Raw genomic sequence first — 24088 nt, 5'->3', positions numbered from 1 at the left:
CGAACGACATGAACGGTACGACGGAGGAGACGGAACGCGTGGTGTGGACGGGAGAATGGGTCGCCGGTCGGCTCGGGGTCTCGCTGAGCGGCGGGGACGAGCTGCCGGAACTGCTGGGGCTGGCGCTGCGCCGCAACCCCAAGCGGGCCCATCTGCTCGTGTCGAACGTCCTGGGCAAGCATGTGCCGCAGCGACCGGACGTGGTCCACGGCGCCGGCTTCGCGCTGGGGCGCCGGGTGCGCGAGCTGCTCGGCGACGAGGCCGCCGCCCGCTCCGTCGTCCTGGGCTACGCCGAGACCGCCACCGGCCTGGGCCACTCCGCGGCGGACGGCCTGGCGCTCGCGCCGTATCTGCACTCCACCCGCCGACCGGTGGAAGGCGTGGCGCAGGCGGGCGGCTTCGAAGAGGAGCACAGCCACGCCACCTCGCACCTGCTGCTTCCGGAGGACCGCGAACTCCTCGCCGGCGACGGGCCGTTGGTTCTCGTCGACGACGAGTTCTCCACCGGCAGGACCGTCCTGAACACCATCAAGGCGCTGCACGCCCACTTCCCGCGTGAGCGGTACGTCGTCGTCGCCCTGGTCGATATGCGCTCCGACGCGGACCGCAGCCGGCTGGAGAAGTTCGCGGCGGAACTGGGCGCCCGCGTCGACCTCGTGGCGCTGGCCGCGGGTGGCGTACGCCTGCCCGATGACGTCCTGGTCCGCGGCCAGGAGCTCGTCGCCGAACATGAGGCCCTCGCGGCACGCGAGCCGGCGGCCGGACCCGGGAGCGCGGCGGAGCCCGCCGGCAGTCACCGCGCGGACGTCGAACGGATCGATCTCGACTGGCCCGCCGGGCTGCCCGACGGCGGGCGGCACGGCTTCACACCCGCGCACCGCGAGCGGCTGGAGGCCGGGCTGCCGGGCATGGCGGCCCGGATCGCGGGGCGCCTGGACGGCGCCCGCCGCATCCTCGTCCTGGGCAACGAAGAGCTGATGTACGCGCCGCTGCGGATAGCCGGCGCACTGGACACCCTGGTCGCCGAGGGAGGGCCGGGCGCCGGTGCGCCTCGGACCGGCGAGCCGTCCGAGCCGACCGCGGACCCGGGCGTCTACTTCTCGACCACCACCCGTTCGCCCGTGCTCGCCGTGGACGACCCCGGCTACGCGATACGGACCCGGCTGTCCTTCCCCGCCCACGACCGGCCCGCCGACGGGCCGGGGGAGCGGTACGCCTACAACGTCGCCGCCGGTACCGACCCGGCACGCCGTTTCGACGCCATCGTCGCCGTCGTGGACTCGCACGGCGACCTCCCCGAACTGCACGCCGCCGGCGGTCTGCTGGACCGTCTCGCCGAGCACGCCGACCGGCTGCTGCTCGCCGTCGTCCCCTCGTACGCCCCACAACCCCAGGCCCGGTCCATGTCCCTCCCCGAGCCGCTGCGCGGCCCCGCCTTCTCCTCCTACGACGCCGACGAGGTCGGCTGGCTGCTGCAGGACCTGTCCGACATCACCCTGGAAGCGCCCACAGAGGAGCGCGAGGAGGCGATCCAGCGCGGCGGCGCCCACTACGCCGAGTCGCTGCCGGTCGAATATCAGCCGAGCGAGCAGTACCAGGCGCTGTTTCACAGCGCTCTGAAGGCCTCCGCGCACCGGATCGCCTGTGCCGTCGGGACCGTCACCGAGACCGTGCTCGCCGAGCGCAGCCGGCGCCCCGTGCTCGTGTCGCTGGCGCGGGCCGGTACGCCTGTGGGAGTGCTGATGCGGCGCTGGGCGCAGCACGCACACGGCCTGGACCTGCCGCACTACGCGGTCTCGATCGTCCGCGGCCGGGGCATCGACACCACCGCGCTGCGCTGGCTGGCCGCCCATCACGATCCGGCGGACGTCGTGTTCGTGGACGGCTGGACCGGCAAGGGTGCCATCACCCGCGAACTCGCCCAGGCCCTGGAGGACTTCCCGGGCTTCGACCCGCGGATCGCCGTGCTCGCCGACCCCGGCGGCTGCGTCGAGACCTACGGCACCCGCGACGACTTCCTCATCCCGTCCGCCTGCCTCAACTCCACCGTCTCCGGCCTGATATCGCGCACGGTCCTGCGCGACGACCTCGTGGGACCGGACGACTTCCACGGTGCGAAGTTCTACCGTGAGCTGGCCACGTCCGACGTGTCGCGCGCGTTCCTGGACGCGGTCGGTGCGCGTTTCGACGAGGTCGCCGGTGAGGTCGCCGCCAAGGTGAAGGAGTTGGCCGCCGCCGACCGCGCCCCCACCTGGGCGGGCTGGGCGGCCGTCGAGCGGATCAGTGAGGAGTACGGCATCCACGACGTCAATCTCGTGAAGCCCGGCGTCGGCGAGACCACGCGGGTGCTGCTGCGCAGGGTCCCCTGGAAGATTCTGGCCCGGCAGGGCGCCGGAGCCGATCTCGATCATGTGCGCCTCCTGGCTGAACAAAGGGGTGTGCCCGTCGAAGAGGTCGACGAACTCCCCTACACCTGTGTCGGATTGATCCACCCCCGCTTCACTCGCGGGGCGACGGGCGCCGACGGCAAGGCGGTGGCCGGCTGATGAGCACGATCGTCGCCAGCGACCTCGACCGCACCCTGATCTATTCGGCGGCCGCCCTGGACCTCGCCATGCCCGACGCCGAGGCCCCACGGCTGCTGTGCGTCGAGACCTACCAGCACAAGCCGCTGTCCTATATGACGGAGACGGCCGCCCGGCTGCTCGCCGAACTGGCCGGCAGTACCACCTTCGTGCCGACCACCACCCGCACCCGTGAGCAGTACGGCCGCATCCACCTCCCCGGCCCCGCACCGGAGTTCGCGATCTGCGCCAACGGCGGCCATCTGCTGGTGAGGGGCGAGTCGGACCCGGACTGGCAGCGCACGGTCGCCGAGCGGCTCGCCTCGCAGTGCGCGCCGCTGGACGAGATCCGTGCGCACCTCGTCCGCACCGCCGACCCGGCATGGCTGCTCAAGGAGCGGGTCGCCGAGGACCTCTTCGCCTATCTCGTCGTGGAGCGGTCGCTGCTGCCCGAGACCTGGGTGAAGGACCTCGCCGACTGGGCGGAGCAGCGTGGCTGGACCGTCTCCCTGCAGGGCCGCAAGATCTATGCCGTACCGCGGCCGCTGACCAAGAGCGCGGCCGTGGCGGAAGTGGCGCGCCGCACCGGTGCGTCCGAGATCCTCGCGGCCGGCGACTCCCTGCTCGACGCCGATCTGCTGCTGGCCGCCGACCGGGGATGGCGCCCGGGGCACGGCGAGTTGGCGGACTCCGGCTGGCAGGCCCCGCATGTCACGGCGCTCGGTGAACGCGGTGTCGCCGCCGGTGAGGAGATCACGCGGGCCTTCATCCGCGGCGTCGTATCCCCGGGCCGCGCCGGCTGAGGCGTACCGAAGCGAAGGCCGCCACCGCCAGCGCGGCCGCCGCGAGGACCGCCTTGGAATAGACGTCGACAAATCCCGTCACCTCTTCCCATCGTTCGCCGAGCAGATAGCCGGCGAGGACGAAGATCGTGTTCCAGCACAGGCTGCCGAGGGTGGTCAGGGCGAGGAAGACCGGTATCGGCATGCGCTCGATGCCGGCGGGGATCGAGATGAGGCTGCGGAAGAGAGGGAGCATCCGGCCGAAGAACACCGCCTTCGTCCCGTGCCGCCGGAACCAGCGCTCCGTCTTTTCGATGTCGGAGACCTTGACCAGCGGCAGCTTCGAGGCGATCGCGACCGTACGCTCGCGCCCGAGCAACGCCCCCACGCCGTACAGCGCCAGGGCGCCGGTCACGGAGCCGAGGGTGGTCCATGCGAGCGCGGACGCCAGATGCATACCGCCGCGGCCGGCCGCGAAGCCCGTCAGCGGCAGGATCACCTCGCTCGGCAGCGGCGGGAAGAGATTTTCGGCGGCGATCGCCAGACCCGCGCCGGGCGCGCCGAGCGCGTCCATGAGGTCGGTGATCCAGCCTGGTGCGGTGTTTCCGATGCTCTCGATCATGTTTTCAAAGCTATGAATTTCGATCCGCCCGCACATTGCGGAAGACCGCACAAAAGACTGCGGTTTTCCGCAGTGTGCGAGGGCGCGCGGTGCGGCTAGCGTTTCGATCATGTTGGGAATCGCACGGCGCGGACTGCGCCTGACGACAGGGCTGGTGCTCGGCGCGGTGATGTCCGCCGCCGAGCTCCCCTTCGTCGTGCTGTCGGGGCTGTCCCTGCTGCTCGTGCTCGCCTGGCCGCGCGGCCGCCGCGTGGTCCTCAAACCCGTGGCGGTCGGCGGACGGGCCCTGACCGAGGCCAACCGACGTCGTCTGCGCGACTACATCACGACCGAGACCTCCGACGCCTACGCCGATCGCCGCGCCCTGCAATATCTCTCGCTGCGCTGGTCGTTGGGCCTGCTGGGCATCTTTGTGCTGAGCGCCGCCCTGATCGGAGCGGCGTACGGCACCGCATGGGTCTTCATCCTGCTGTTCAGAGAGGTCCGGCACTTCGACACCGTCGTCATCTCCGGCATCGGCGGCCTCTTCCTTCTCTTCCTGGGCATGCAGGGCGCGTTCGGGGTCGCCGGCCTGGAGGCCAAGCTGGCGCGGCGCTACCTCGGTCCGAGTCACCAGGAGGAACTGGAGCGCCGCATCGAGCAGTTGGCGGCAAGCCGCGCCGGTGTCGTCGCCGCCGTCAACGACGAGCGCCGCCGCATCGAGCGGGATCTGCACGACGGCGTCCAGCAGCGGCTGGTGGCGCTGGGGATGCTGCTCGGCCGCGCGCTGCGCAGCCAGGACCAGCAGCGTGCCGGGCAACTCCTGCGCCAGGCCCACGAAGAGAGCGGACAGGCCCTGGCCGAGCTGCGTGAAGTGGCATGGCGGGTCTATCCGACGGTGCTGGACGAGGCAGGTCTGCGGGCGGCCCTGGAGACCGTCGCCGAGCGCTCGGCCATCCCCGTGCGGCTCGACTATGAACTCTCCGCCGACCCCGAGGCCACGGTGGCGACGGTCGCCTACTTCGTGGTCTGCGAAGCCGTCACCAACGCCGTCAAGCACTCGGGCGCCGGGTTGATAACGGTCCGCGTCGCCCGTGGCGAGGACGCCGTGCTCGTATGCATCGAGGACGACGGACTGGGCGGCGCGGATGCCTCCGGCAGCGGCCTGTTCGGGATGGCCCGCAGGGTCGCCGCCCTCGACGGCCGGTTCCGGGTCGACAGCCCGGCCGGCGGACCGACCACCATCACCGCGGAGCTGCCGTGCGCGTAGTGCTCGCCGACGATTCGACCCTGCTGCGGGAGGGCCTGGTGCGCCTCCTCGCCGAGGAAGGGCACGAGGTGGCCGCGGCGGTCGGTGACGCCGATCAGCTGATCGCCGTGCTGGAGCGTGCGGCGGAGGCGGGGACGAAGCCCGACGCGGTGGTCGTGGACGTCCGGATGCCCCCGACCCACACCGACGAGGGGCTGAGGGCGGCGGTGCAGATCCGGGAGCGCTGGCCCGGTGTCGGCGTGCTGGTGCTCTCGCAGTACGTCGAGCGCCGCTATGCGACGGAGCTGCTGACCGACGACGGTGAGGGAGTCGGCTATCTCCTCAAGGACCGGGTGGTTCAGGTGGACGAGTTCCTGGATGCGCTGGAGAGGGTGGGCGCCGGCCAGGCGGCCTTCGACCCCGAAGTCGTACGGCAGTTGCTGACGCGTACCCGCCGCTCGGATCCGCTGGGCACCCTCACCGCACGCGAGCGGGAGGTGCTCGCGGAGATGGCGCAGGGCCACACCAACGCGGCGATCGCCGTCCGGCTGCACATCTCGCAGAGCGCCGTGGAGAAACACGCCAACGCGATCTTCGACAAGCTCGGTCTGATCGGTACGTCCGGGTACTCACGCCGGGTCCTGGCGGTGCTGCGGTTCTTGGGAACGTGACAGGCGGGCCGTGACAGGCGGGCCGTGACAGGAAGGGACGGGACGAGCGAAGGCTCGTGACTCGTGAAGGGAGGTGTGGAAAAGCCGTTGGCGGCGAAGTCGCTCGGCTAGTCTCGCCGAGGCGGGCGGCTGCACCGTCCGGTGATCGGCCGAGACCGCGATCCTTGATCAAGAGGAGAGCAAGTGGCTGAGTCCAAGAGCACACCGATCACGCCGGAGCTGTACGACTACGTTCTCGCCCACAATCCTCAGTTGAACGCAGCGCAGCGGGGCATCGTGGAGCTCACCCGGCAGCAGTTCCCCAAGGCGGCGGGGATGCAGTCGGCGGAGGAGCAAGGGCCGCTGCTCGCGTTCCTGGTGCGGCTGATCGGGGCGCGGCATGTCGTCGAGGTGGGGACGTTCACCGGCTACTCGACGCTGTCCATGGCCCAGGCTCTGCCCGTAGACGGCACGCTGATCGCCTGCGATGTGTCCGAGGAGTGGACGGCGTACGGGCGGGAGGCGTGGTCCAGGGCCGGTGTCGCGGACCGCATCGAGCTGCGGATCGCGCCCGCGCTGGAGACGCTGCGGGCCATGCCGAGCGAGCCGCACATCGATCTTGCCTATCTCGACGCGGACAAGGGGGGCTATATCGCTTACTGGGAAGAGCTGGTGCCGCGGCTGCGGCCCGGCGGGCTGATCGTCGCGGACAACGTGCTGTACCACGGTGAGGTCGCCGACCCGGCGGCGACCGGGTCGGCCCTGGCGATCAGGGCGTTCAACGACCATGTGTCGGCGGACCGGCGCATGGAGTCGGTGCTGCTCACCGTGGCGGACGGTCTGACGCTGGCACGCAAGCGGTAGTGCCCGCGACCAACGGACGCGGCCGCCGCCTCCCGAAAGCACGCGGCCGCCGCCCAGGGCGCGTCTCCCCGCCGGCCCACGGTGGGCGGAGAGCCCCCTAGCCGCAGCAGCCGCCTCCACAGCAGCCGCCGCCTCCGCCCCCACCGCTCGGCGCGGGGGCGGCCGCGGAGCCGCCCACGGCGACCGTGGAGAGCAGCTTCACGGTGTCCTCGTGGCCTTCAGGGCAGACGGCCGGGGCGGAGGACTCGGCCATCGGCCGGTTCAACTCGAAGATGGAGCCACAGGGGCGGCACCGGTATTCGTAACGAGGCATGGCCACAGATTAACCGTGACGCTGATCAGCGCACGACGGTGCCGGGTGGCGCGCCCAGCATGCCGAGTTCCGCACGGGTCGGTGCGCCCTCCCAGTCGCCGGGCGAGGAGACCGCGAACGCTCCGGTCGTGACGCCACGTGCCAGGCGTCCGGCCGGCCCCTCGCCGTCCAGCAACGCCGAGAGGTACCCCGCCACGAAGGCGTCGCCGGCACCCACGGCGTCCACGGCGCGTACCGCCCTGGCGGGCTGGTGCACACGTCCGTCGGGGGTGAAGGCCGTCGCACCCTCCGCGCCGAGTTTGACCACGACCTCACCGACACCCTGCTTCAGCAGCAGCCGGGCCTGGTCCGCGTGGTCCGGCGCCGCGGCGCCCGCGCCTTCGGGCAGGCAGAGCGGCAGCTCGTCGTCGGAGGCGATCAGGACGTCCACGAAGGGGATCCACTCGCGCAGGACCGCGGCGGCCTCCTCGGCGGTCCACAGGCGGGCACGGAAGTTGACGTCGAGACAGATCGCCGAGCGATGCCGGCGTGCCAGGTGGAGGGCCTGGTACGCCGCAGAGCGGGCCGTGGGGCTCAGCGCCGGGGTGATGCCCGTCAGATGCAGGACGCGCGGCGGAGCGGTGCGGAAGGCGCGGTCGACGGCATCCGCGGCCGGCCGGGAGCCGGCCGATCCGGCGCGGTAGTAGTGCACCCGGGTGACCTCCGGCAGCCGCGGTTCGAAGAGCAGCAGCCCGGTCGGGGCGCCGGGATCGGTGGCGGCGCCGGAGACCTCGACGCCCTCGGCCCGCAGTGTACGGAGCACCAGGGCACCCGCCTCGTCGTCACCGACCGTGCCCGCCCAGCGGACGGCATGCCCGAGCCTGGCCAGTCCGATGGCGACGTTGCTCTCCGCCCCGGCGATGGAGACCTGCATCGTGCCGCCGAGCCTCAGCGGGCCGCTGCCGCGCAGGGCCACCATGGTCTCGCCGATGGTGAAGACGTCCGGGCGCCCGCGGTCCCCCAGGAGCCCGGAGGAGGCGAGGGCGCCCCCTGGAGCCTCGCCGCCGCGCTGCTCCTCCCCGTCCCCGGAGGCAGCCGGAGGCTGTCCCGTCACCGTGCGCACACCGCCTTGAACTCCGCCGCGCGCTTGCGCAGCTCGTCCAGGTCGCCGCCGTCCGCCGCATCGCCGATGAGCGGCGAGCCGACGCCCACGGCCACCGCTCCCGCATCGAAGTACGCCGGGGCGACGGTCGCGTCCACCCCGCCGACCGGCACGAACGGCAGCTCCGGAAACGGAGCGCGCAGCGCCCGCAGATACGCCGGTCCACCGGCCGACGCCGGAAACAGCTGCAGCGCCGAGACGCCCAGTGCCTCTGCGGCGATCACCTCGGACGGCGTCATCACCCCGGCGAGCGTCGGCAGTCCCTGCCGTACGGACTCCTCCAGCCCCGCGCCCAGACCGGGTGTGACGATGAGATTCGCGCCGGCCTCGGCGGCGCGCCGGGCGTCGTCGCCGGTCAGGACGGCGCCCGCGCCGAGCCAGGCGGCATCGCCGAGTTCGCTACGGGCCCGCCGGATCACGCTCAGCGCGTCCTTGCCGCTGAGGGAGACCTCGATCAACGGAAGATCTGCCTCCGCAAGTGCCATGACCGTACGGAAGGACGCCTCCGCATCCCTGCCCCGGATGATGGCGACCAGCCGGTCGGTCCGGAGCGCTTCGCTGAAGTCCATGGCGTTTCCTGCTTTCTCCGCTCCCCGCTGCGCGTGTGACGCGCGGGCGGGTCGTTCGGGCGCGCGGGTGGTGCCTTTGATTATTCCGGCCCGGTCGCCTGGGCGGACCGCTTCGGTCGGCACCTTGTCACCATTCCGCAAAAGCCCCGTCCTCGTCGCGCCACACCGGGTTCCGCCAGGCGTGCCCCCGCTCGTCCGCCGCCCGTACGGCGGCCTCGTCGACCTCCACGCCGAGCCCGGGGCGTTCGGTCCGCAGCAGCGACCCGCCGTGGAAGCGGAACGGCTCCGGATCCGCGACGTAGTCCAGCAGCTCGGCGCCCCGGTTGTAGTGGATCCCGATGGACTGCTCCTGGATGAGGAAGTTCGGTGTGGTGAAGGCGACTTGGAGGCAGGCGGCCAGTGCCACCGGGCCGAGCGGGCAGTGCGGGGCGAGCTGCGCCCCGTAGGCCTCCGCCAGCGCACCGATCCGGCGCAGCTCGGAGATCCCGCCCGCATGCGAGACATCGGGCTGGAGAATCGCGACGCCGGACTGCAGCGGAGCCAGGAACTCTCGCCTGGTGTAAAGACGTTCACCCAGTGCGAGGGGGATGTTGGAGGCATTGACGAGATCAGGGAGGGCCTGCATGTAGTCACCGAGCACCGGCTCCTCGACGAACATCGGTGCGGTATCGGCCAGCAGGGGGAGGAGCCTGCGGGCGTTGGCGGGGGAGACCCGGCCATGGAAGTCGAGGCCGAAGTCCCGTTCCTCACCGAGGACTTCGCGTGCGGTCTCGGCGCGCAGCAGGCATGCGCGCACCTCGGAGCGGGTCGCCACTGGGCTCATCCGGCCGCAGCCGTTCATCTTGACGGCCGTGAAGCCCGCCTCGATCTGCGCGGTGATCGCCTCCCGGACGGCCTGCGGTTCGTCGCCGCCGACCCATGCGTAGGCGCGGATCCGCTCCCGGACCGGCCCGCCCAGCAGCTGGTGGACGGGCACGCCGTGGCGCTTGCCCTTGATGTCCCACAGTGCCTGGTCCAGACCGGCGACGGCGGACGACAGCACCGGCCCGCCCCGATAGAAGCCGCCCTTGGTCATGACCTGCCAGTGGTCCTCGATACGCGCCGGATCCTGCCCCAGGAGGTACTCGGCCAGCACCTCCACGGCCGCGCGGACCGGCTCCGCCCGCCCCTCGACCACCGGCTCGCCCCAGCCGACGACGCCCTCATCGGTCTCCACCCGTACGAACATCCAGCGCGGCGGGGCGAGGAACGTCTCGATGCGGCTGATCTTCATGGACCGGACCGTCCTTTCGGCGTGCACGGCGTACGGCGGGACGTGGGTCCACGGCGGGCCCGTGCGCGATCTACTGCCCGCAGGGGGCGTCGCCGTAACGGGGAGGGTGCCCCGAGGGACTCCGGCGCGATCGCGGCGGCGACGCCACGCCCGGCCGGCCCTACGGATGCTCCCGCGCCGACTTGTCCAGCAGTTCGAGCATCGCCATGTACGCGCCGTCGACGTCCCGGTTCCGCACGGCTTCGACGACCGCGGCGTGCACCGCATGCGGATGCTCGAAGGCGCGATCGGCGGCCAACACCGCCCGGTCGCGCTCGACGAGCACGGGCACGATCACCCGGTGCATCTGCGCGTAGAAGCGATTGTTCGACGCGATCAGCATCGCCGTGTGGAAGGAGGCGTCGGCGCGTACGAGCAGCACCGGATCGTCGTCGGTCGCGGCCATCGCGCTCAGTGCGGCGTCCAGCGCGGCCAGATCGTCGTCGGTACGGCGCTCGGCGGCGAGCGCGGCCGCGGCGGGCTCGATGGAGCGGCGCAGTTCGAGCACGTCGGCGAAGAAGTCCGAGGACACCCCGGCAGCCAGCTTCCAGCGCAGCACGTCCGTGTCCAGGAGATTCCACTCCTCCCGGGGGCGGACGAAGGTGCCCCGTTCCTGATGGGTGCCGAGGAGCCCCTTGGTGGTCAGCACCTTGACCGCCTCACGCAGTACGGTCTGGCTGACGTCCAACTCCGCCATCAGCTCCGGCATGACCAGGGTCTCCCCCTCGCCGTAGGTGCCCTTGAGGATCCGCCCGGCGAGCGCCTCGACCGTCGCGCCGTGCGCTCCGTGGCCCGCGGCGGAGGCGGCCCGCTCCGACCGGCTCATGGTGCTGCTCCCTGCTCCCCCTGCCCCTGGTCGCGTGACCCCGCCTCCCCCCTGCCCCGAACCACCCGCCGCTGTCCCCCGACACCGGTCGTCAGGGCGTACCGAGCACCCCAATCCCACCTCGGTACGCCCTGACGTGTCCCGCGCCCCGGCTCAGGTCCCCCTGCCGCCGGAGTCGCCCGCGCCGGTGCCCGTGCTCCCGGAGCCGGCACCGGGGCTCCTTCGGGTGATGCTGGAGCTGGTACCGGGGCCGAACGAGCCGCGCCCGGCATGCGGGGCGCCCTGCATCCTCCGGCGTGCCACCAGCCGGCCGGCTGTCATGCCCGCTACCGGGTGCGCCTGCCCGCGGGCGAACTGTTCCGCTTCCTCCGGGTGCCGGGCGCGCCAGTACGGGTTGTCCTCCGGGAGACCGCCGCTGACCCGTCCGTACATCCCGAAGACCAGCAGCATCAGCCCGACCACGAAGCTGAACAGGACGTTCTGGATGCGGAAGGCGAGGAAGTTCGCGCCGGTGTCCAGCAGCGCCAGGTTCACGAACCCGCTCAGCAGGAAGAGGCCGCCGAGGACGATGTTGAGGGTCGAGGCGAAGTTCCCGCCGATCACCATGCCGGCGAAGAGGATCGCACCGACGACGATCGACAGCACGCTCAGGGAACCGTTGGTGTTCAGCCCCGAGACGGTGTCGCCGCCGGTGTCGAAGAAGCCGATGTGGTGGGTCAGCCCGAGGATGCCGAATGCGACCAGTACCAGGCCCATCAGCCCGGCGCCGATGCGGTAGACCTTGCTGAGCCCGTGATCCACGGGCAGATGCTCGTCGAGCCGGGCACGACGGTGCCCCTTGGCCCGGTGGAAGTGCCCCATGGGCCCGTGCAGGGTCTGGCCAGTAGCCCCAGTAGCCATGTCCGGCCTCCTTCGCGCAGATGTGCCGCCCTGGGCCGTACTCAATCTCCAGGATCCGCCCAAGGGCCGCTTCACGCCATCGCGCCTGGACGAACGCCTCCAGGCCGGGGCCACTCCTGGGCCGTACGACGGCACCCTCCGGGAGAGGCCGGCAGCCTCAGCCGCCGGTCCCTGTCGCGCCCCTGGTGTCCCGGATCTCCTGCACCACCCGGGCCGCCGTCTGCCGTACGGCTTCCGTCTCCGTCAGGAAGTGCCACCAGTCCGGGTGCCGCCCCTCCAGACCCGCGACCGCGCGATCGAGCCGGGCCACCGCGTCGTCCAGGGGGCGGGCATGCCGCGGGTCGGGCGTGCTCCGCCCGGCCATCGCCAGCCGCTGCGCGTCCCGGATGGCGAAGCGGGTCCGTTCGACCTCCTTCTGCCGGTCGAACGAGACCGCATCGAGCCGCTGCAGCCGGTCACCGGCCGCCGACACCGCCTCGTCGGTGGAGTCCAGCAGCGCCCGTACGGTCGCCAGCCGGCTCGTGGCGTCCGCCCAGCGCTGCTCGTCCCGCGCCTGCTGCGCCTCCCGCAGCTTGACCTCGGCCTGCTGTACGGCCTGCGTCGCCTGCTCCGGTACGTGCTGCAGGTCCTGCCAGCATGCCGCGCTGTAGCGCCGCCGCAGCTCGCTGAGGACCGGATCGACCTTCCCGGCGCGGGTGGTGATCGCCTGCGCCCGGGTCCGCAGCGACACCAGCCGTTTGTCGATCTCCGCGGCCTTCCCCGGCAACCGCTCGGCCTCGGCCCGTATGCCCTCGGACTTGCGCAGCACGTCGTCGGCGCGCCGGATGGTCTCCTGGACGCCATGCTGCCCGGCGCCCTGATTGAGCTTGGTCAGCTCCGGCCCGAGCGCCGCCAGCCGGGCCGCGAGATCGTCCGCACGCATGCCCTGGGCCCGGACCGCGTCCAGCGCATCGCTCGCCGCCAGCAGCGCCTGCCGCGCCCGCTCCACCGCGGGGGCCAGCTGCGCGAGCTGCGTCTCGGCGGACTGCAGCAGCGGCCCCAACCCCTGCGCGAACCGGTCGAGCTCGCCCTTGACCCGGTCCAGCTCCTCCTTGGCCCGCGTCAGATCGGCCCGCGCGCGTGCCATCGCGGCGCCGTCCAGATCATCACGGTCGAGATCATGGGAGTCGACCGCGGTGATATAGCCGTGGCTCACCTCGTCGATCCGCCGCCCGAAACCCTCGTAGTCCGCCGCGGCCCGCTGCGCCTGCGGGGAACTGTCCACCGCGGTGATCGTCTCTATGGAGATCCGCAGATCCCGGTGTGCGGTGTCCAGCTCGTAGAACGCCGACGCCGCGGCATCCTTCGCGGCCTGCGCATCGGCCCGCTGACTCTCCCCGCGCCCGAACCAGCGACGAGTCCCCCCGCCGGCGAACGCCATCGGAGCCATCGCGATCAACAACGGCAACGGCAGCAACGCGAGTGCCACCGCATCCCGGACCGGGCCCCCACGCGCGCGACGGCGTTCTCGCTGCTCATGCGGCTGCGTGTGTGTCGCCGTCACTTCCCTCTCCCGATCGGATCGCCCCAGGACGGATGCCATTCTCCCACTCACCGGAAACGAACACACCGGCCGGTAAGTTCGCACTTCGCGCACTGGTTTGCAGTTCAGCCCCGATGGCAAGGTAGTCTGTCGGCTCGGCCAGGGCGCATAGCTCAGCGGTAGAGCGCTGCTCTTACAAAGCAGATGTCGGCGGTTCAAATCCGTCTGTGCCCACTCCTTGCGTAGAACGACAAAGGCCCAGGTCATCCGGTGTGAAATCGGATTCCTGGGCCTTGATCATTTTCTGCTGCGGACGGGCCGCCTCCGGGTTACTCGAGGCTGGTCGAAGGCGGCCAAGGTCGACGGACAGGGGGCGCTGAGGGACCGCGCTGTCGGCCGTCACCGAGGTCGATCTGCGAGACTGGTAGCAGCATGCCGGCACCGCAGGGCTGATAGCGGCGGTTGGCATCAGCGTCGCCGCTCGTCGTGAACCGGGCCAGCCGGACGAGGACCGGGCGCCGCCTACGAGCGCTGTTCCGGCAGGCCATGAGAAGCAGTGAAGCGGTGCGTCTTCGCTGGCGAAACCCCACCGCATTCGGCCCTGGTATCCAGAGCGGCAAGACGGCTCGATCTCGCCATCATGTGGGAGGCATCCGATGCCATTCATCGACATCAAGGTGATCGCAGGAGTGTTCACGCCCGAAGAGAAGCAGAAGATGGTCGAAGGTGTCTCCGAGGCGTTGATCGCCATCGAGGGCGAGGCGCTGCGGCCGGTGACGCACGTCGTGATCACCGAGACACCCAGCGGCGAATGGGCAGTCGGCGGTAAGGCTCTGACGGCCGAAGACGTTAAGGCCAAGAGGGTCGGCTAGCCCAGCCGGCACGAGTCTTCGAGCTCCTGTCGATTGCCGGGCAGTAGTACATCCGTGACCTGGAGTGCCTACTCGGCGACATCACAGGCGACGACCGGCATGCTCAGCACCGACTCCTCCCTTCGGCCCGGCCGACACCACCAGCGACAGGTTCGAAGCCTGTTGTGCCCACAGTGGTGACCGTGAGGTCGGTGGCCCCCGACTCGTTTGAGTCGGGGGTCTCTTTCGTACCCGGGGGCGGTGGGGTGGTGGGGGCGGGGTGCTCCGGGGGCTGTTGATTGTGGTGTGGGGGTGTGTATCGTTCCCGGTATCTTGAAGTTTCAAGTAAGTGGTCACGTGGTGTCGTGGCGGGAGAACGGGAGCGGGTTCATGGCTGTACGGCGGCTCAATCACGCGGTGCTGTATGTCCGGGATGTGGCGAGGGCTGTTGATTTTTACGGTGGGGCGCTGGGGCTCACCGTGGATGTGGAGATACCGGGGCGGGCGGCCTTCCTCAGTGCGCCCGGCTCGCTCAACGATCACGACCTGGGGCTGTTCGCGGTGGGGGCGGATGCTCCGGGGCCGGAGGCTGGGCGGGTCGGGCTGTACCACCTGGCCTGGGAGGTCGGCACGCTCGGCGAACTGGCCGCGGCCGAGGCACGGCTGGGTGAGCGCGGTGCGCTGGTCGGCGCCACCGACCACCTCGTCTCCAAGTCCCTTTACGCCAAGGACCCGGACGGCAACGAGTTCGAGGTGATGTGGCGGGTTCCGCGGGAGGACTGGCCGGGGCCGGAGCAGGCGGACCGGCTGCGGCCGCTGGATCTGGCGGTGGCGCTGAAGCGCTGGGGGCCGGATCTGGTGACGGGCGCCGCGGCCGGCTCGGCCACGTGAGACGAGGAGGCGCGGCCCGCGCGCCGTGCCTCAGGAGCCCGGCGCCGGTGCCGGCTGCTCTGCCGCCTTCGCCCGGTCCGCCGCCTCCGCTCGCTGCGCCCAGCGCTTCTCCACGCCGCTCAGTCGCCAGTACGCCAGCGCCGCGGCCCACACCACGACGAACAGGCCGACGATGATGAAGCCGACGTTGTCGAGGTCGAGGGTGGAGATCCAGCCGGTCAGCGGGTCGTTGAGGGCGAGTTTGTCGTGCAGCACGGTCACCAGCTCGATCGTGCCGATGAAGAAGGCGACGGCGATCGACAGGCCGGTGATGGTGAGGTTGTAGTAGACCTTGCGCACCGGGTTGGAGAACGCCCACTGGTAGGCGAAGTTCATGAACGTGCCGTCGAGGGTGTCGAACAGGCTCATCCCGGCGGCGAACAGCAGCGGCAGGCACAGGATCGCGTACCACGGCAGGCCGGCCGCGGCGCCGCTGCCCGCCATCACCATCAGGGTCACCTCGGTCGCGGTGTCGAAGCCGAGCCCGAAGAGGAAGCCGAGCGGGAACATCTGGCCGGGGCGGGAGATCGACCGGGTGAAGCGCCCCAGGAAGCGGTTCATGAAGCCGCGTGAATCCAGGCGCTGCTCCAGCTCGGCCTCGTCGTACCGGCCGTCGCGCATACCGCGGAAGACCCGCCAGATCCCGGCCAGTGCGATGAGGTTGAGGGCCGCGATGAGGTAGAGGAACGTCCCCGAGACCGTGGTGCCGATGGTGCCGAGGATCTGGTGGGTGCCGGATTCGTCGTTGAGCAGGGTGCCGGCGAGCTGGGCGCCGCCGGCCACGAGGGCGGCCATCACGACCACCACGCTGGAGTGGCCGAGCGCGAACCAGAAGCCCACCGAGACCGGCCGCTTGCCGTCGGCCATCAGCTTGCGGGTGGTGTTGTCGATCGCGGCGATGTGGTCGGCGTCGAAGGCGTGCCGCATACCGAGGGTGTATGCGGTGACGCCGAGTCCGGCGCCGAAGACCTGGCTTCCGACGGAGTAGTGGTGCGGGACGACGAGCAGGAAGAGCACGCCGAAGGCGACGACGTGCAGACCGGCTATGACGGCCATCAGGCCGGCGGTACGGACGGTGTCCTGCCGGCGCCAGCGGAACGCGGCGGGGGCAGGGGTGTTCGGGGTATCGGTGGACAGGGCCATCCGGCGGTCACGCTCCAGCACCTCGTGGATCAGTTCGTGAGATGCCGTGGCCGGTCTCCTGGCTTACGGGTGCACGCGTCCGTCCCCGCCTTCCCGGCCGCGGGCTGCGGTCAGTGGCGCCGTACACGCCGTGCGCATACGGAAAGGGCTGGAAACTCCCCGATCACAGTGGCGAGGGCCGCTCCGGCCTGGGACCACAAGGTCCGGCACCGGTCTTCCCGATCACCACGGCTCGATCACTCTATCTGCCGAGGAGGACGGGCGGGGGTGCGGACCAGCGGCAGCGGCGGTCTCATGGGCGGTGGCCGCAGGGAGAGTCGGAGTGCCGGCAGGCCGGTATACGGGGGCGCCGGGTCATCACGGGGGTAGTCCGAGGATGGTCAGTAGTCCAAGGACGAGAGGAAGGCGTGCAGTTCGCGGTCGAAGAGCGCGGTGTTCTCCAGATTGACCATATGGGCAGCGCCCGGTATGCGGACTCTTCGGGCGCCGGGGACGGTCAGCGCTATGGCATGGGCGTTGGCGGAGATGTCCGTACTGTCGAGGTCGCCGTCGAAGACGACCGTCGGCACCCGGACCTCGCCCAGGCGGTCCGCGGCCCCGACCTCAAGGGGCATTCCGGCGCCCAGCCCGTCGGCATGCACCTCCACATTGGCCTCGGCCGAGGCGCGCATCCGCTCGCGGAACCCCGGGTGCACGGTGGATGGTTCGCGATGCGGACCGTCCACCCACATCCGCAGGAAGTGCTCGACATAGCGCTCCGCGCCGTCCGGTGCGCCGATGGCCGCCACCTGCTCCTTGATGTGCGCCAGGACGAAGGGGTCGGTGAAGGCGCGGCCGCTGATGCCGGGGGAGGCGAGCGCGAGGGCCGTCACCCGGTCCGGGTGGGCTATCGCGGCGTCGAGGGCGACCCGCGCACCGTGTGAGAGACCGACGAGTACGGCGCTGGGGGCGTCGAGCACGTCCAGGAGGGTGCACAGGTCGTCGTGGTTGGCGTAGTCCCCCTCCACCGTGGAGGACAGGCCGTGGCCGCGGAAGTCGTAGCGGATCGCGCGAAGGCCGGAGTTCACCAGCCAGGTGAACTGTTCGTCCCACATGTGCTGGTCGAGCATGCCGCCGTGCAGCAGTACCACCGCGGGGCCCGAGCCGGCCGTCTCGTAGAACAGCTCGCCGTCGTCGACCGGCACGAGGCCGTTGTCGACCTCGGACCAGTCGGTGATTGCTCGGGTCATGCTCCGGACCGTCCTTTGCGCGTGAGGTGCATGGAGTGGGTGGGGATTGGGATGGATTGGGCGGAGTGGGTGGGGTTGGTCGGGTGGGTGGAGTTTGCGTTGTGGGTGGTAGTAGTTGCGTGCTTGTTGCTTATGGATGCGGTGTCGCCGTCATTGTTACTTGTCGTTGATGTCGGCATTCTCCGATGGAACGTGTGAGCCGTTCGCCAGGTGCCGGAATTCCTCGCCGAGTCGGTCGAGTACGTGCAGGGTCGTGCGGACGTCCTCGGTGGGCAGGTCGGCCAGTCGTCGCCGCAGCTCCGTCGCCTCGAACTCCTGGATCCCGTGTATCGCCGCCGCGCCCTCGGCGGTGAGCTCGATCAGGGAGGAGCGGCGGTGTGCCGGGTTGGGTGCCGTCACGACCAGGCCCAGCTCCGCGGCGTGGTTCACCCAGCGCTGCACCGGCTGTCTGTCGAGCCCCATCGAGCGGGCCAACTGCGGCACGGTCCGGGGGCCTTCGCTGCGCAGGGCGTCCAGCAGTGCGTGTTCGCCGGCGGTCATGCCCGTGCCCGTCAGCTCGCGTTCCACCGCGCGGACGACCGTCCGATGCAGCGGCCAAAGGCGTCTGATGACGCCGTACAGCAGGTCTTCGGTCAGTGTGGGTCCGTCGGTGCCCTCCCTGTCGGCGTCCTGTGCGGCGGAACTGTGTGCTCCAGCGCCGTTTTCGCCGGTGCCAGGCGCTGCGACATCCCCCTCATTGACACTCATGATGTCATGATGACATCGATGATGTCGTTTGGGAAGGGGCTTGATGCGGAAAGGAGTTGATGGGAAGCAGGCAGTGATGGCGGAAGGCGTCGGCGAGGGAGAGCGGGAGAGCGGATGAAGGTCGGTCTGTTGCGTGCGGTCGGGGTGGCCACGGCGGTGTACGGGGTGGCGGTGACGGCGGTGCCCGATCTGCTGGCGCGGCCTTCGGGGCTGGTCGACGACGAGGGGAGGGTCGAGCGGGCCACCCGGATCTCGCTGCGTCCGCTGGCCTGGCGGGAGGTGGCGAGCGGGCTCTCCCTCGCGCTGGCGCCCGAGGGCCCGGCGCTGCGCACCGCCGCGTATATAAGGATCGCGGCGGATCTCGGGGACGCCGTCCTGGTCGGTGCGACGCTGCCGGGCCGGGATCGGAGAGTGAAGGCGGCCGCGGTGTCCGTGGGGTGGGGCGCGCTGTCGGTAGTCGGGCTGCTGGCCGGCGGGCGGCGGCAGGGGGTCAGTCGCCGGACGGGAGTGGGGCCTCTTCGGGGGCGAAGGAGATGAGGAGATCGGCGCGGTCGCGAGTGGCCGCCACGACACGGGCGTTCGTCTCGTCCGAGGAGTGCACGAACCGTACGGCATCGGTGCGTGGGCGCCCGAAGCGCTCATGGCGGTCGATCAGCCGGCGGATCCGCTCCGGGGTGTCCAGCTCCACGTACCAGACCTCGTCGAGCAGCGCGCGGACCCGTGGCCAGGGCGCGGAGTCGAGGAGGAGGTAGTTGCCCTCGGTGACGACGAGCGGGATATGCGGTGCCACGGCGATGCTGCCGGCGACCGGCTCCTCGATGTGGCGGTCGAAGGCCGGGGCGTAGACGGTGGTGTCCGCGTCCGGTGAGCGCAGGCGCGCCAGCAGTGCCTCGTACCCGGCGGGGTCGAAGGTGTCGGGCGCGCCCTTGCGGTCCGTGCGGCCGAGGCGGCGCAACTCCGCCTCGGCGAGATGGAAGCCGTCCATCGGGACGAGCGCCGCCTGCCCGGTCAGCTCCGCCACCAGATGGGCGGCGAGGGTGGACTTGCCGGCGCCCGGTGGGCCGGTGATGCCGAGGAGCCGGCGTCGTGCGGGCGTCGCAGAACCGGCGAGGCGGCGGGCGCGGGAGAGAAGGTGCCGGGGATCCATGATGGGTCCATCGTGCCTGATCGGCGTCCGGATGGCGGTGGATCGGCCCGGTTCCCTCCGCCTCTCAGTCGTGGTGCTCCATGTCGTTCAGTCGTAGTACTCCATGCCGTACTTCGCGCCGATCGCGTTGAGGCGGTCGAGATCGGGGTGGCCGTCCTTCATGACGACCGGCCCGGCCTCGAACATGTCCTCCACGAACTCCTCCCAGCCGCCCGGTGACGAGATCTGCAGGCAGCGGGCGGGCGGCTGGGAGGCGTTGCGCATGGCGTGCGGGACGCCGTGGGGGAGCAGGACGCACATGCCCGGGGTCAGGCGGTGTGTGGTGCCGTCGAAGTCGACCTCCATCTCGCCTTCGAGGACGTAGACGAACTCATCGGCGTGGTGGTGGACATGTGGCGGAATGTCGACGTCGAGCTGGTTCTCCAGGACGGCGAGCCGGCCCTCGGTGTCGCTCGTACGGGCCTTGACGCCGAATCCGGGAGGCAGGGGCACGCGGCCCGGGCGCCGTTCGCCGGGCTGCAGGACGAAGAATCGCTCCTTGGGCATGGTGATCGCCGGTCCTCTCCTGGTCGTTGCACAAGCAGTAAAACGGAATCGGAATCCGATTCCGTTTGAGGAGCGTAGCAGTAGCATCGACGATGTGGCAGCCTCTTCGACCTCCCCCACCCCGCAGCGCAGGCCGCGCGCCGATGCCGAGCGCAACCGCACCCGTGTGCTGGACGCCGCGCGGGAGGTGTTCCGCGTGCGCGGCGACGAGGCGCAGATGCCCGAGGTCGCCCGGGCGGCGGGGGTGGGTGTCGGAACGGTGTACCGGCACTTCCCCAGCAGGGCGGCCCTGATCGCCGCCGTGGGGGAGCAACGGCAGGCGGAGATCGTGGAGTTCGGGCGCACCCGGTGTCTGCCCAGCGCCGCGGCCGCCGAAGGGCTGGCCGCCTATGTCGAGCACATCGGGGAGGTGTTGGACGCCGAGCGGGGGCTGTCCGCGTCGATCGAGGCGGCGTTCGGTTCCACCGAGCCGACCGGGGAGGGCCGGACGCAGGCAGAGACGGTCGCGGGCCAACTGCTCGCCCGTGCCAAGGAAGAGGGCGCGGTGCGCGCGGACGCCGAGGTGGGCGACGTGGTGATGATCGTGTGCGGACTGGCTGCGGTGATCCGCCACGACGCCGGTGACTGGCGCCGCTACGTCCGCAACGCGTGTGCCGGGCTACGGCCCCAGGGCGCGCCCGGTGGAGCGGGGGCGGACCGGGTCTGAGGCCGGGCCGGGGCCGGGCGGGCTACCCGTCCGCGACGCCCAGCCGCCACAGCGAGGTGACCTCCGCCGCGCGGGCCTCATGGAGCGGATCGGAGGTGTCGCGGGCACGCGGATGGCGCGGGGCGATGTCGAGCCGGCCCAGGACCGTGAGGCCGGCCTCGGCGAAGGCGTCGAGGAGCTCGGCGTGCGGGCGCAGGCCGAGGTGTTCGGCCAGGTCGGAGAGGATCAGCCAGCCCTCGCCGTCCGGGGTCAGATGGTCGGCGAGGCCGTTGAGGAAGCCGTGCAGCATCGCGTTGCCGGGGTCGTACACCGCGCGCTCCACCGGGGAGGTCGGTTTCGCGGGCACCCACGGGGGGTTGCAGACGACCAGCGGGGCGCGGCCGGCCGGGAACAGGTCCGCCTCGACCACCTCCACCTGGCCGGCGACACCCAGGCGCTCGGTGTTCTCGCGGGCGCAGGCCAGCGCGCGCGGGTCCTGGTCGGTGGCCACCACACTGCGCACGCCGCGCCGGGCGAGCACCGCGGCCAGCACGCCGGTGCCGGTGCCGATGTCGAACGCCAGGTCCTGCGAGGGCAGTGGAGCCTCGGCGACCAGATCGACGTACTCACCGCGGGCCGGTGAGAAGACGCCGTAGTGCGGGTGGATGCGGTCGCCGCCGAGCGCCGGGACCTGCACGCCCTTCCTGCGCCATTCGTTGGCGCCGATCAGGGCGAGGAGTTCACGCAGCGACACCAGCGAGGCGGCGGGGGCCGGGCCCTCGGCGTCATCGGCGTCGGAGGCCGGCCCGGGAGCGGGCTCTCCGGGGCCGTATGCCCTGGTGCAGGCCTCGCGGACATCGGGGGCGCGGTGCAGCGGGACGGCGTGGCCGGCGTCGAGCGGGACCAGCAGCATGCCCAGGATGCGGGCGCGTTGGTTCTGCGCGGCGCGGTGCAGATGGAACGCCTGGGTGGCATCGGCGGGCGGCGCCTTGCGCGGGCGGCGGTCGATGCGGCGGGCCATCGCCGTCAGCAGCTGGCGGGCGTTGTGGAAGTCGCCCCGCCACAGCAGCGCGGTCCCCTCGCAGGCGAGTTTGTAGGCGTCGTCGGCCCGCGTCCGGTCGTCCGCGATGACGATCCGGCGGGGCGGCGGGGAGCCGTTCTCGGAACGCCAACGGGCGGAGCGGGGCCGGTCGGCCTCGGTCCATTCGACGACCGGTGGTGCGTTCACCGAAGTGTGCCTCGTGTGTGTGGTTCGGCCCGTCCCGTGGGGTGCCGCTGCGGCGCGGCGTCCGGCACGCTCCCGTGGAGGGCGCGGTGCGCGCGGGTGGCGGCGGGCGGGTGGTGTGACGGTCGACTTTACTCCGTATCGCCATCGGGCCTGGTCGCGCCCGTGCGTGGCACCCGGCACGAGGCCGGCGGCGCGGGCCGGGGTCAGTCGATGCCGAAGGCCTTCGCATAGCGCACCGTGCCGCGCGGGGGTATGGAGCCGTCCAGGGAGAGCGCCATGAAGGCCTCGTCCGGCCAGGGCTGCGGGGGCAGGATGCCGAAGCGCGCGGTGGCGGACACGAACCCGAAGCGCGGGTAGTACGGCGGGTGGCCCAGCACGATCGCGGTGCGCTCGCCGGCGGCCCGCGCGGCCTCCAGCAGGGCGCGGATCACCGCACTGCCCGCACCGCTCTTCTGATACCCGGGCAGCACCGCGCACGGGGCGAGCGCGACGGCGGGGACGGCGTCGATATGGCAGCGCGTCAGCAGGGCATGGGCGGCCGGGGTGCCGTCCGGCGCGTCGGCGACGTACGAGAGCCCGGGCAGCCAGGCGGCGGGGTCGCGGCGCAGGGCGTCGACGAGATCCGACTCCGCCGCCGTGTCGAAGGCGGCGAGATTGATCCGGCGGACGGACGGTATGTCCGCGGCGGTCTCGGGGCGGGGCTGCCAGGGGCGGACCGCGGCGGGCGCGGGCGCCGTCGTCCCCGCGCCGTTGCCGGGTGCGGCGCCGGAAGCGGGTGTCCCGCCGGAGCCCTCCGAGCCGCCGGAGCTCTTCGTGTCGTCGGTGTCGTTCGTACCGCTCATGTCGCCATGGTCGCAGCCGGGTCTGACATCCGGCCACGGCATTTCGGTACCGGCCCGTGCCTCCGCGCGCGGCGTTGGGTCAGTGCGCGGTACGCCGCTCCGGCCGCCGCATCAGGAACACCGCGGCCGACCCGGCGGCGAAGAGGGCGACGACGGAGAGCGCGGTGCTCACCCAGGACGTGCCGAGCCAGTGGCCGCCGAAGTAGCCGAGGCTCACGCTGTACGCCGCCCAGGCGAAGCCGGCCAGCGCGGACCAGGGGAGGAACTCGCGGACCGTACGGTGCGCGACGCCGGCGCCCAGGCTGACCACGGACCGGCCGGCGGGGGCGAAGCGGGCCAGTACGACGATGCCGCCCCCGCCCCGCGTCAGCGCCGTGCCGAGGCGCTTCTGCGCCGCCGTCAGACGGCGCGAGCGGCCGATGGCCCGGTCGAAGCGGTCGCCGCCGCGCCAGGCGAGCCGGTAGGCCACCATGTCGCCCAGTACCGAGGCGGTGGCCGCGCACAGCACCAGGGCGAGCAGCTCGGCCAGATGGGAGCCGCCGTGGACGGACGAGGCGACATCGACCGCGTCGGCCGCGGTTTCGGTGCCGGCGGCCGTGGTGGCCGCGGCGATCACCAGGACTCCGCTGGGCAGGATCGGGACGAAGACGTCGAGGACGATCGAGAGGCTGACGATCACGTACACCCAGGGGGTGCCGCTGAGCGACCCCAGGCTTTCCAACAACGTGCTTCTCCCGCTCCGGACCCCGCCGCGACGTCGCTCGGTGCGGCAGGGGCGGCTCTAGCGCCATACAGCGTACGCCCGGCCCTTCCGCCGGGCGGTGCGGGGTGGCGGTGCCGGCCCCCGCGAAGACGGCACGGCCCGTACGGCGCAGATGCCGTACGGGCCGTGCGGGACACGCCGAAATCAGGCGGCGGAAGGCTCCCGCTGAGCGCTCGGGGCCGCCTCCTGCTCGCGCCCGCCGAAGAAGACGCGGTCCAGCGCCCAGGCGCCGGGGCCGGTGAAGACGATCAGCAGGAAGGCCCAGCTGTACATCGCGGCGGACTCGCCGCCGTTCTGTATCGGCCACAGCGCGGTGGCCTGGTGGACGGAGAAGTACGCGTACGCCATCGAGCCGGAGCTGACCAGCGCCGCGGCGCGGGTGCCGAGGCCCAGCATCACCAGGATGCCGCCGGCCAGCTGTATGGCGGCGGCGTACCAGCCCGGCCAGGAGCCGGTGGGCACGGTGCCGCCCTGCCCCATCGCGCCGCCGAGAACGCCGAAGAGCGAGGACGCGCCGTGGCAGGCGAAGAGCAGCCCGGTGACGACGCGGAAGAGCGCGAGGGCGTGCGGTGTCGCTCTCTGGGTGAACGAGTTCATCGGTGCGGACATGTGGGGACTCCTACGGGTTCTGGGGACGAAGTGAACCGTGGAGGCAAAGGTTAGGGAACCCTAAAGGTACTTGCA

Annotated in this window: 26 protein-coding genes, 1 tRNA gene and 1 riboswitch; of the genes, 10 read left to right on the top strand and 17 right to left on the bottom strand. The window is 71.6% G+C overall.

The window, feature by feature from the left end; genetic code table 11:
- Positions 1 to 8: 8 nt before the first annotated feature.
- The gene (locus WAB15_RS13380; protein WP_407286358.1) at positions 9 to 2546 is read left to right on the top strand and encodes a phosphoribosyltransferase; all 2538 of its coding nucleotides are present in this window, start codon (positions 9 to 11) and stop codon (positions 2544 to 2546) included.
- On the top strand, positions 2546 to 3367 hold the full coding sequence (locus WAB15_RS13375) for an HAD family hydrolase (RefSeq protein WP_407286357.1): 822 nt from the start codon (positions 2546 to 2548) through the stop codon (positions 3365 to 3367). Before WAB15_RS13380 ends, WAB15_RS13375 begins: the two co-directional genes overlap by 1 nt.
- On the opposite strand, the gene WAB15_RS13370 is transcribed toward WAB15_RS13375, so the two are convergent.
- Positions 3330 to 3968 carry a DedA family protein gene (locus WAB15_RS13370; protein ID WP_407286356.1) on the bottom strand — a complete coding sequence of 213 codons (639 nt, stop codon included), beginning with the start codon at positions 3966 to 3968 and terminating at the stop codon, positions 3330 to 3332. The two genes, WAB15_RS13375 and WAB15_RS13370, sit on opposite strands and share 38 nt — an antisense overlap.
- 109 nt (positions 3969 to 4077) lie before the next feature.
- Between WAB15_RS13370 and WAB15_RS13365 the strand changes: the two genes are divergently transcribed.
- From WAB15_RS13365 to WAB15_RS13355, 3 genes are all read left to right on the top strand, one after another.
- Positions 4078 to 5217 carry a sensor histidine kinase gene (locus tag WAB15_RS13365; RefSeq protein WP_407286355.1) on the top strand — a complete coding sequence of 380 codons (1140 nt, stop codon included), beginning with the start codon at positions 4078 to 4080 and terminating at the stop codon, positions 5215 to 5217.
- Positions 5208 to 5867 (top strand): LuxR C-terminal-related transcriptional regulator, encoded by a 660-nt coding sequence (locus tag WAB15_RS13360; protein ID WP_399150735.1) that lies wholly within the window; start codon positions 5208 to 5210, stop codon positions 5865 to 5867. Before WAB15_RS13365 ends, WAB15_RS13360 begins: the two co-directional genes overlap by 10 nt.
- A 183-nt stretch (positions 5868 to 6050) precedes the next feature.
- Entirely contained in the window at positions 6051 to 6710 is a 660-nt protein-coding gene (locus WAB15_RS13355; protein WP_399150736.1) for an O-methyltransferase, read from the top strand.
- A gap of 97 nt (positions 6711 to 6807) precedes the next feature.
- Here WAB15_RS13355 and WAB15_RS13350 read toward each other — a convergent pair whose 3' ends face one another.
- The 7 genes from WAB15_RS13350 to WAB15_RS13320 all read right to left on the bottom strand — a co-directional run bounded on the left by WAB15_RS13350 (position 6808) and on the right by WAB15_RS13320 (position 13314).
- Positions 6808 to 7023 (bottom strand): zinc ribbon domain-containing protein, encoded by a 216-nt coding sequence (locus WAB15_RS13350; RefSeq protein WP_399150737.1) that lies wholly within the window; start codon positions 7021 to 7023, stop codon positions 6808 to 6810.
- Between the two features lie 25 nt (positions 7024 to 7048).
- The gene (locus WAB15_RS13345; protein WP_407289220.1) at positions 7049 to 8026 is read right to left on the bottom strand and encodes a sugar kinase; all 978 of its coding nucleotides are present in this window, start codon (positions 8024 to 8026) and stop codon (positions 7049 to 7051) included.
- An 86-nt stretch (positions 8027 to 8112) separates the two neighbouring features.
- On the bottom strand, positions 8113 to 8733 hold the full coding sequence (locus WAB15_RS13340) for a bifunctional 4-hydroxy-2-oxoglutarate aldolase/2-dehydro-3-deoxy-phosphogluconate aldolase (protein WP_407286354.1): 621 nt from the start codon (positions 8731 to 8733) through the stop codon (positions 8113 to 8115).
- Between the two features lie 127 nt (positions 8734 to 8860).
- Positions 8861 to 10006, bottom strand: coding sequence for a galactonate dehydratase (gene dgoD / locus WAB15_RS13335; RefSeq protein ID WP_407286353.1), 1146 nt, complete (start codon positions 10004 to 10006; stop codon positions 8861 to 8863).
- A 160-nt stretch (positions 10007 to 10166) separates the two neighbouring features.
- Positions 10167 to 10871 (bottom strand): FadR/GntR family transcriptional regulator, encoded by a 705-nt coding sequence (locus WAB15_RS13330; protein ID WP_407286352.1) that lies wholly within the window; start codon positions 10869 to 10871, stop codon positions 10167 to 10169.
- Positions 10872 to 11024: 153 nt separating this feature from the next.
- Positions 11025 to 11771, bottom strand: coding sequence for a DUF4383 domain-containing protein (locus tag WAB15_RS13325; protein ID WP_407286351.1), 747 nt, complete (start codon positions 11769 to 11771; stop codon positions 11025 to 11027).
- Positions 11772 to 11928: 157 nt separating this feature from the next.
- The gene (locus tag WAB15_RS13320; protein WP_407286350.1) at positions 11929 to 13314 is read right to left on the bottom strand and encodes a hypothetical protein; all 1386 of its coding nucleotides are present in this window, start codon (positions 13312 to 13314) and stop codon (positions 11929 to 11931) included.
- 141 nt (positions 13315 to 13455) lie between these two features.
- Between WAB15_RS13320 and WAB15_RS13315 the strand changes: the two genes are divergently transcribed.
- The 3 genes from WAB15_RS13315 (at position 13456) to WAB15_RS13305 (ending at position 15035) form a co-directional block, all read left to right on the top strand.
- Positions 13456 to 13527: transfer RNA gene (locus tag WAB15_RS13315), tRNA-Val, on the top strand.
- A 422-nt stretch (positions 13528 to 13949) separates the two neighbouring features.
- Positions 13950 to 14165: a 4-oxalocrotonate tautomerase family protein gene (locus WAB15_RS13310; protein WP_407286349.1), complete on the top strand. Its 216-nt coding sequence runs from the start codon at positions 13950 to 13952 to the stop codon at positions 14163 to 14165.
- Between the two features lie 369 nt (positions 14166 to 14534).
- Positions 14535 to 15035, top strand: a complete 501-nt coding sequence (locus WAB15_RS13305) for a VOC family protein (RefSeq protein ID WP_399150744.1) — start codon at positions 14535 to 14537, stop codon at positions 15033 to 15035.
- Between the two features lie 30 nt (positions 15036 to 15065).
- Here the strand turns inward: WAB15_RS13305 and WAB15_RS13300 are convergent, their stop codons facing one another.
- From WAB15_RS13300 to WAB15_RS13290, 3 genes are all read right to left on the bottom strand, one after another.
- Positions 15066 to 16217 carry a HoxN/HupN/NixA family nickel/cobalt transporter gene (locus WAB15_RS13300; RefSeq protein WP_407289219.1) on the bottom strand — a complete coding sequence of 384 codons (1152 nt, stop codon included), beginning with the start codon at positions 16215 to 16217 and terminating at the stop codon, positions 15066 to 15068.
- 30 nt (positions 16218 to 16247) lie between these two features.
- A riboswitch (cobalamin riboswitch) is annotated at positions 16248 to 16462 on the bottom strand.
- A gap of 135 nt (positions 16463 to 16597) precedes the next feature.
- A complete protein-coding gene (locus tag WAB15_RS13295) occupies positions 16598 to 17446 on the bottom strand; it encodes an alpha/beta fold hydrolase (protein WP_407286348.1) in 849 nt (282 codons plus the stop codon).
- Positions 17447 to 17602: 156 nt separating this feature from the next.
- Entirely contained in the window at positions 17603 to 18193 is a 591-nt protein-coding gene (locus WAB15_RS13290) for a MarR family winged helix-turn-helix transcriptional regulator (RefSeq protein WP_407286347.1), read from the bottom strand.
- 114 nt (positions 18194 to 18307) lie between these two features.
- On the opposite strand from WAB15_RS13290, the gene WAB15_RS13285 reads away from it, so the two are divergent.
- Entirely contained in the window at positions 18308 to 18730 is a 423-nt protein-coding gene (locus WAB15_RS13285) for a hypothetical protein (protein ID WP_399150747.1), read from the top strand.
- On the opposite strand, the gene WAB15_RS13280 is transcribed toward WAB15_RS13285, so the two are convergent.
- Positions 18684 to 19340 (bottom strand): nucleoside/nucleotide kinase family protein, encoded by a 657-nt coding sequence (locus WAB15_RS13280; protein ID WP_407286346.1) that lies wholly within the window; start codon positions 19338 to 19340, stop codon positions 18684 to 18686. The two genes, WAB15_RS13285 and WAB15_RS13280, sit on opposite strands and share 47 nt — an antisense overlap.
- Positions 19341 to 19427: 87 nt before the next feature.
- Positions 19428 to 19886 carry a cupin domain-containing protein gene (locus tag WAB15_RS13275; protein WP_407286345.1) on the bottom strand — a complete coding sequence of 153 codons (459 nt, stop codon included), beginning with the start codon at positions 19884 to 19886 and terminating at the stop codon, positions 19428 to 19430.
- Between the two features lie 94 nt (positions 19887 to 19980).
- On the opposite strand from WAB15_RS13275, the gene WAB15_RS13270 reads away from it, so the two are divergent.
- Positions 19981 to 20592, top strand: a complete 612-nt coding sequence (locus tag WAB15_RS13270; RefSeq protein ID WP_399150750.1) for a TetR/AcrR family transcriptional regulator — start codon at positions 19981 to 19983, stop codon at positions 20590 to 20592.
- A gap of 22 nt (positions 20593 to 20614) precedes the next feature.
- On the opposite strand, the gene WAB15_RS13265 is transcribed toward WAB15_RS13270, so the two are convergent.
- The 4 genes from WAB15_RS13265 to WAB15_RS13250 all read right to left on the bottom strand — a co-directional run bounded on the left by WAB15_RS13265 (position 20615) and on the right by WAB15_RS13250 (position 24013).
- Positions 20615 to 21799: a methyltransferase gene (locus WAB15_RS13265; protein ID WP_407286344.1), complete on the bottom strand. Its 1185-nt coding sequence runs from the start codon at positions 21797 to 21799 to the stop codon at positions 20615 to 20617.
- Between the two features lie 203 nt (positions 21800 to 22002).
- Positions 22003 to 22641 (bottom strand): GNAT family N-acetyltransferase, encoded by a 639-nt coding sequence (locus tag WAB15_RS13260; RefSeq protein WP_407286343.1) that lies wholly within the window; start codon positions 22639 to 22641, stop codon positions 22003 to 22005.
- 79 nt (positions 22642 to 22720) lie between these two features.
- Positions 22721 to 23365, bottom strand: coding sequence for a DedA family protein (locus WAB15_RS13255; RefSeq protein ID WP_407286342.1), 645 nt, complete (start codon positions 23363 to 23365; stop codon positions 22721 to 22723).
- A 183-nt stretch (positions 23366 to 23548) separates the two neighbouring features.
- On the bottom strand, positions 23549 to 24013 hold the full coding sequence (locus WAB15_RS13250) for a DoxX family protein (RefSeq protein ID WP_407286341.1): 465 nt from the start codon (positions 24011 to 24013) through the stop codon (positions 23549 to 23551).
- Positions 24014 to 24088: the final 75 nt, after the last annotated feature.

Origin of the sequence: Streptomyces sirii (genome assembly GCF_045690365.1) — a bacterium.
Lineage (GTDB): Bacteria > Actinomycetota > Actinomycetes > Streptomycetales > Streptomycetaceae > Streptomyces > Streptomyces sirii.
This window is presented reverse-complemented; position numbering and strand designations above follow the sequence as displayed.

What these genes read in the sequence shown, in the direction of transcription:
- WAB15_RS13380 (WP_407286358.1), top strand. Translation starts at nt 9, where the DNA reads ATGAACGGTACGACGGAGGAGACGGAACGCGTGGTGTGGACGGGAGAA.
- WAB15_RS13375 (WP_407286357.1), top strand. Translation starts at nt 2,546, where the DNA reads ATGAGCACGATCGTCGCCAGCGACCTCGACCGCACCCTGATCTATTCG.
- WAB15_RS13370 (WP_407286356.1), bottom strand. Translation starts at nt 3,968, where the DNA reads ATGATCGAGAGCATCGGAAACACCGCACCAGGCTGGATCACCGACCTC.
- WAB15_RS13365 (WP_407286355.1), top strand. Translation starts at nt 4,078, where the DNA reads ATGTTGGGAATCGCACGGCGCGGACTGCGCCTGACGACAGGGCTGGTG.
- WAB15_RS13350 (WP_399150737.1), bottom strand. Translation starts at nt 7,023, where the DNA reads ATGCCTCGTTACGAATACCGGTGCCGCCCCTGTGGCTCCATCTTCGAG.
- WAB15_RS13340 (WP_407286354.1), bottom strand. Translation starts at nt 8,733, where the DNA reads ATGGACTTCAGCGAAGCGCTCCGGACCGACCGGCTGGTCGCCATCATC.
- dgoD (WP_407286353.1), bottom strand. Translation starts at nt 10,006, where the DNA reads ATGAAGATCAGCCGCATCGAGACGTTCCTCGCCCCGCCGCGCTGGATG.
- WAB15_RS13330 (WP_407286352.1), bottom strand. Translation starts at nt 10,871, where the DNA reads ATGAGCCGGTCGGAGCGGGCCGCCTCCGCCGCGGGCCACGGAGCGCAC.
- WAB15_RS13325 (WP_407286351.1), bottom strand. Translation starts at nt 11,771, where the DNA reads ATGGCTACTGGGGCTACTGGCCAGACCCTGCACGGGCCCATGGGGCAC.
- WAB15_RS13310 (WP_407286349.1), top strand. Translation starts at nt 13,950, where the DNA reads ATGCCATTCATCGACATCAAGGTGATCGCAGGAGTGTTCACGCCCGAA.
- WAB15_RS13305 (WP_399150744.1), top strand. Translation starts at nt 14,535, where the DNA reads ATGGCTGTACGGCGGCTCAATCACGCGGTGCTGTATGTCCGGGATGTG.
- WAB15_RS13300 (WP_407289219.1), bottom strand. Translation starts at nt 16,217, where the DNA reads ATGGCCCTGTCCACCGATACCCCGAACACCCCTGCCCCCGCCGCGTTC.
- WAB15_RS13295 (WP_407286348.1), bottom strand. Translation starts at nt 17,446, where the DNA reads ATGACCCGAGCAATCACCGACTGGTCCGAGGTCGACAACGGCCTCGTG.
- WAB15_RS13290 (WP_407286347.1), bottom strand. Translation starts at nt 18,193, where the DNA reads ATGAGTGTCAATGAGGGGGATGTCGCAGCGCCTGGCACCGGCGAAAAC.
- WAB15_RS13285 (WP_399150747.1), top strand. Translation starts at nt 18,308, where the DNA reads ATGAAGGTCGGTCTGTTGCGTGCGGTCGGGGTGGCCACGGCGGTGTAC.
- WAB15_RS13280 (WP_407286346.1), bottom strand. Translation starts at nt 19,340, where the DNA reads ATGGATCCCCGGCACCTTCTCTCCCGCGCCCGCCGCCTCGCCGGTTCT.
- WAB15_RS13275 (WP_407286345.1), bottom strand. Translation starts at nt 19,886, where the DNA reads ATGCCCAAGGAGCGATTCTTCGTCCTGCAGCCCGGCGAACGGCGCCCG.
- WAB15_RS13260 (WP_407286343.1), bottom strand. Translation starts at nt 22,641, where the DNA reads ATGAGCGGTACGAACGACACCGACGACACGAAGAGCTCCGGCGGCTCG.
- WAB15_RS13250 (WP_407286341.1), bottom strand. Translation starts at nt 24,013, where the DNA reads ATGTCCGCACCGATGAACTCGTTCACCCAGAGAGCGACACCGCACGCC.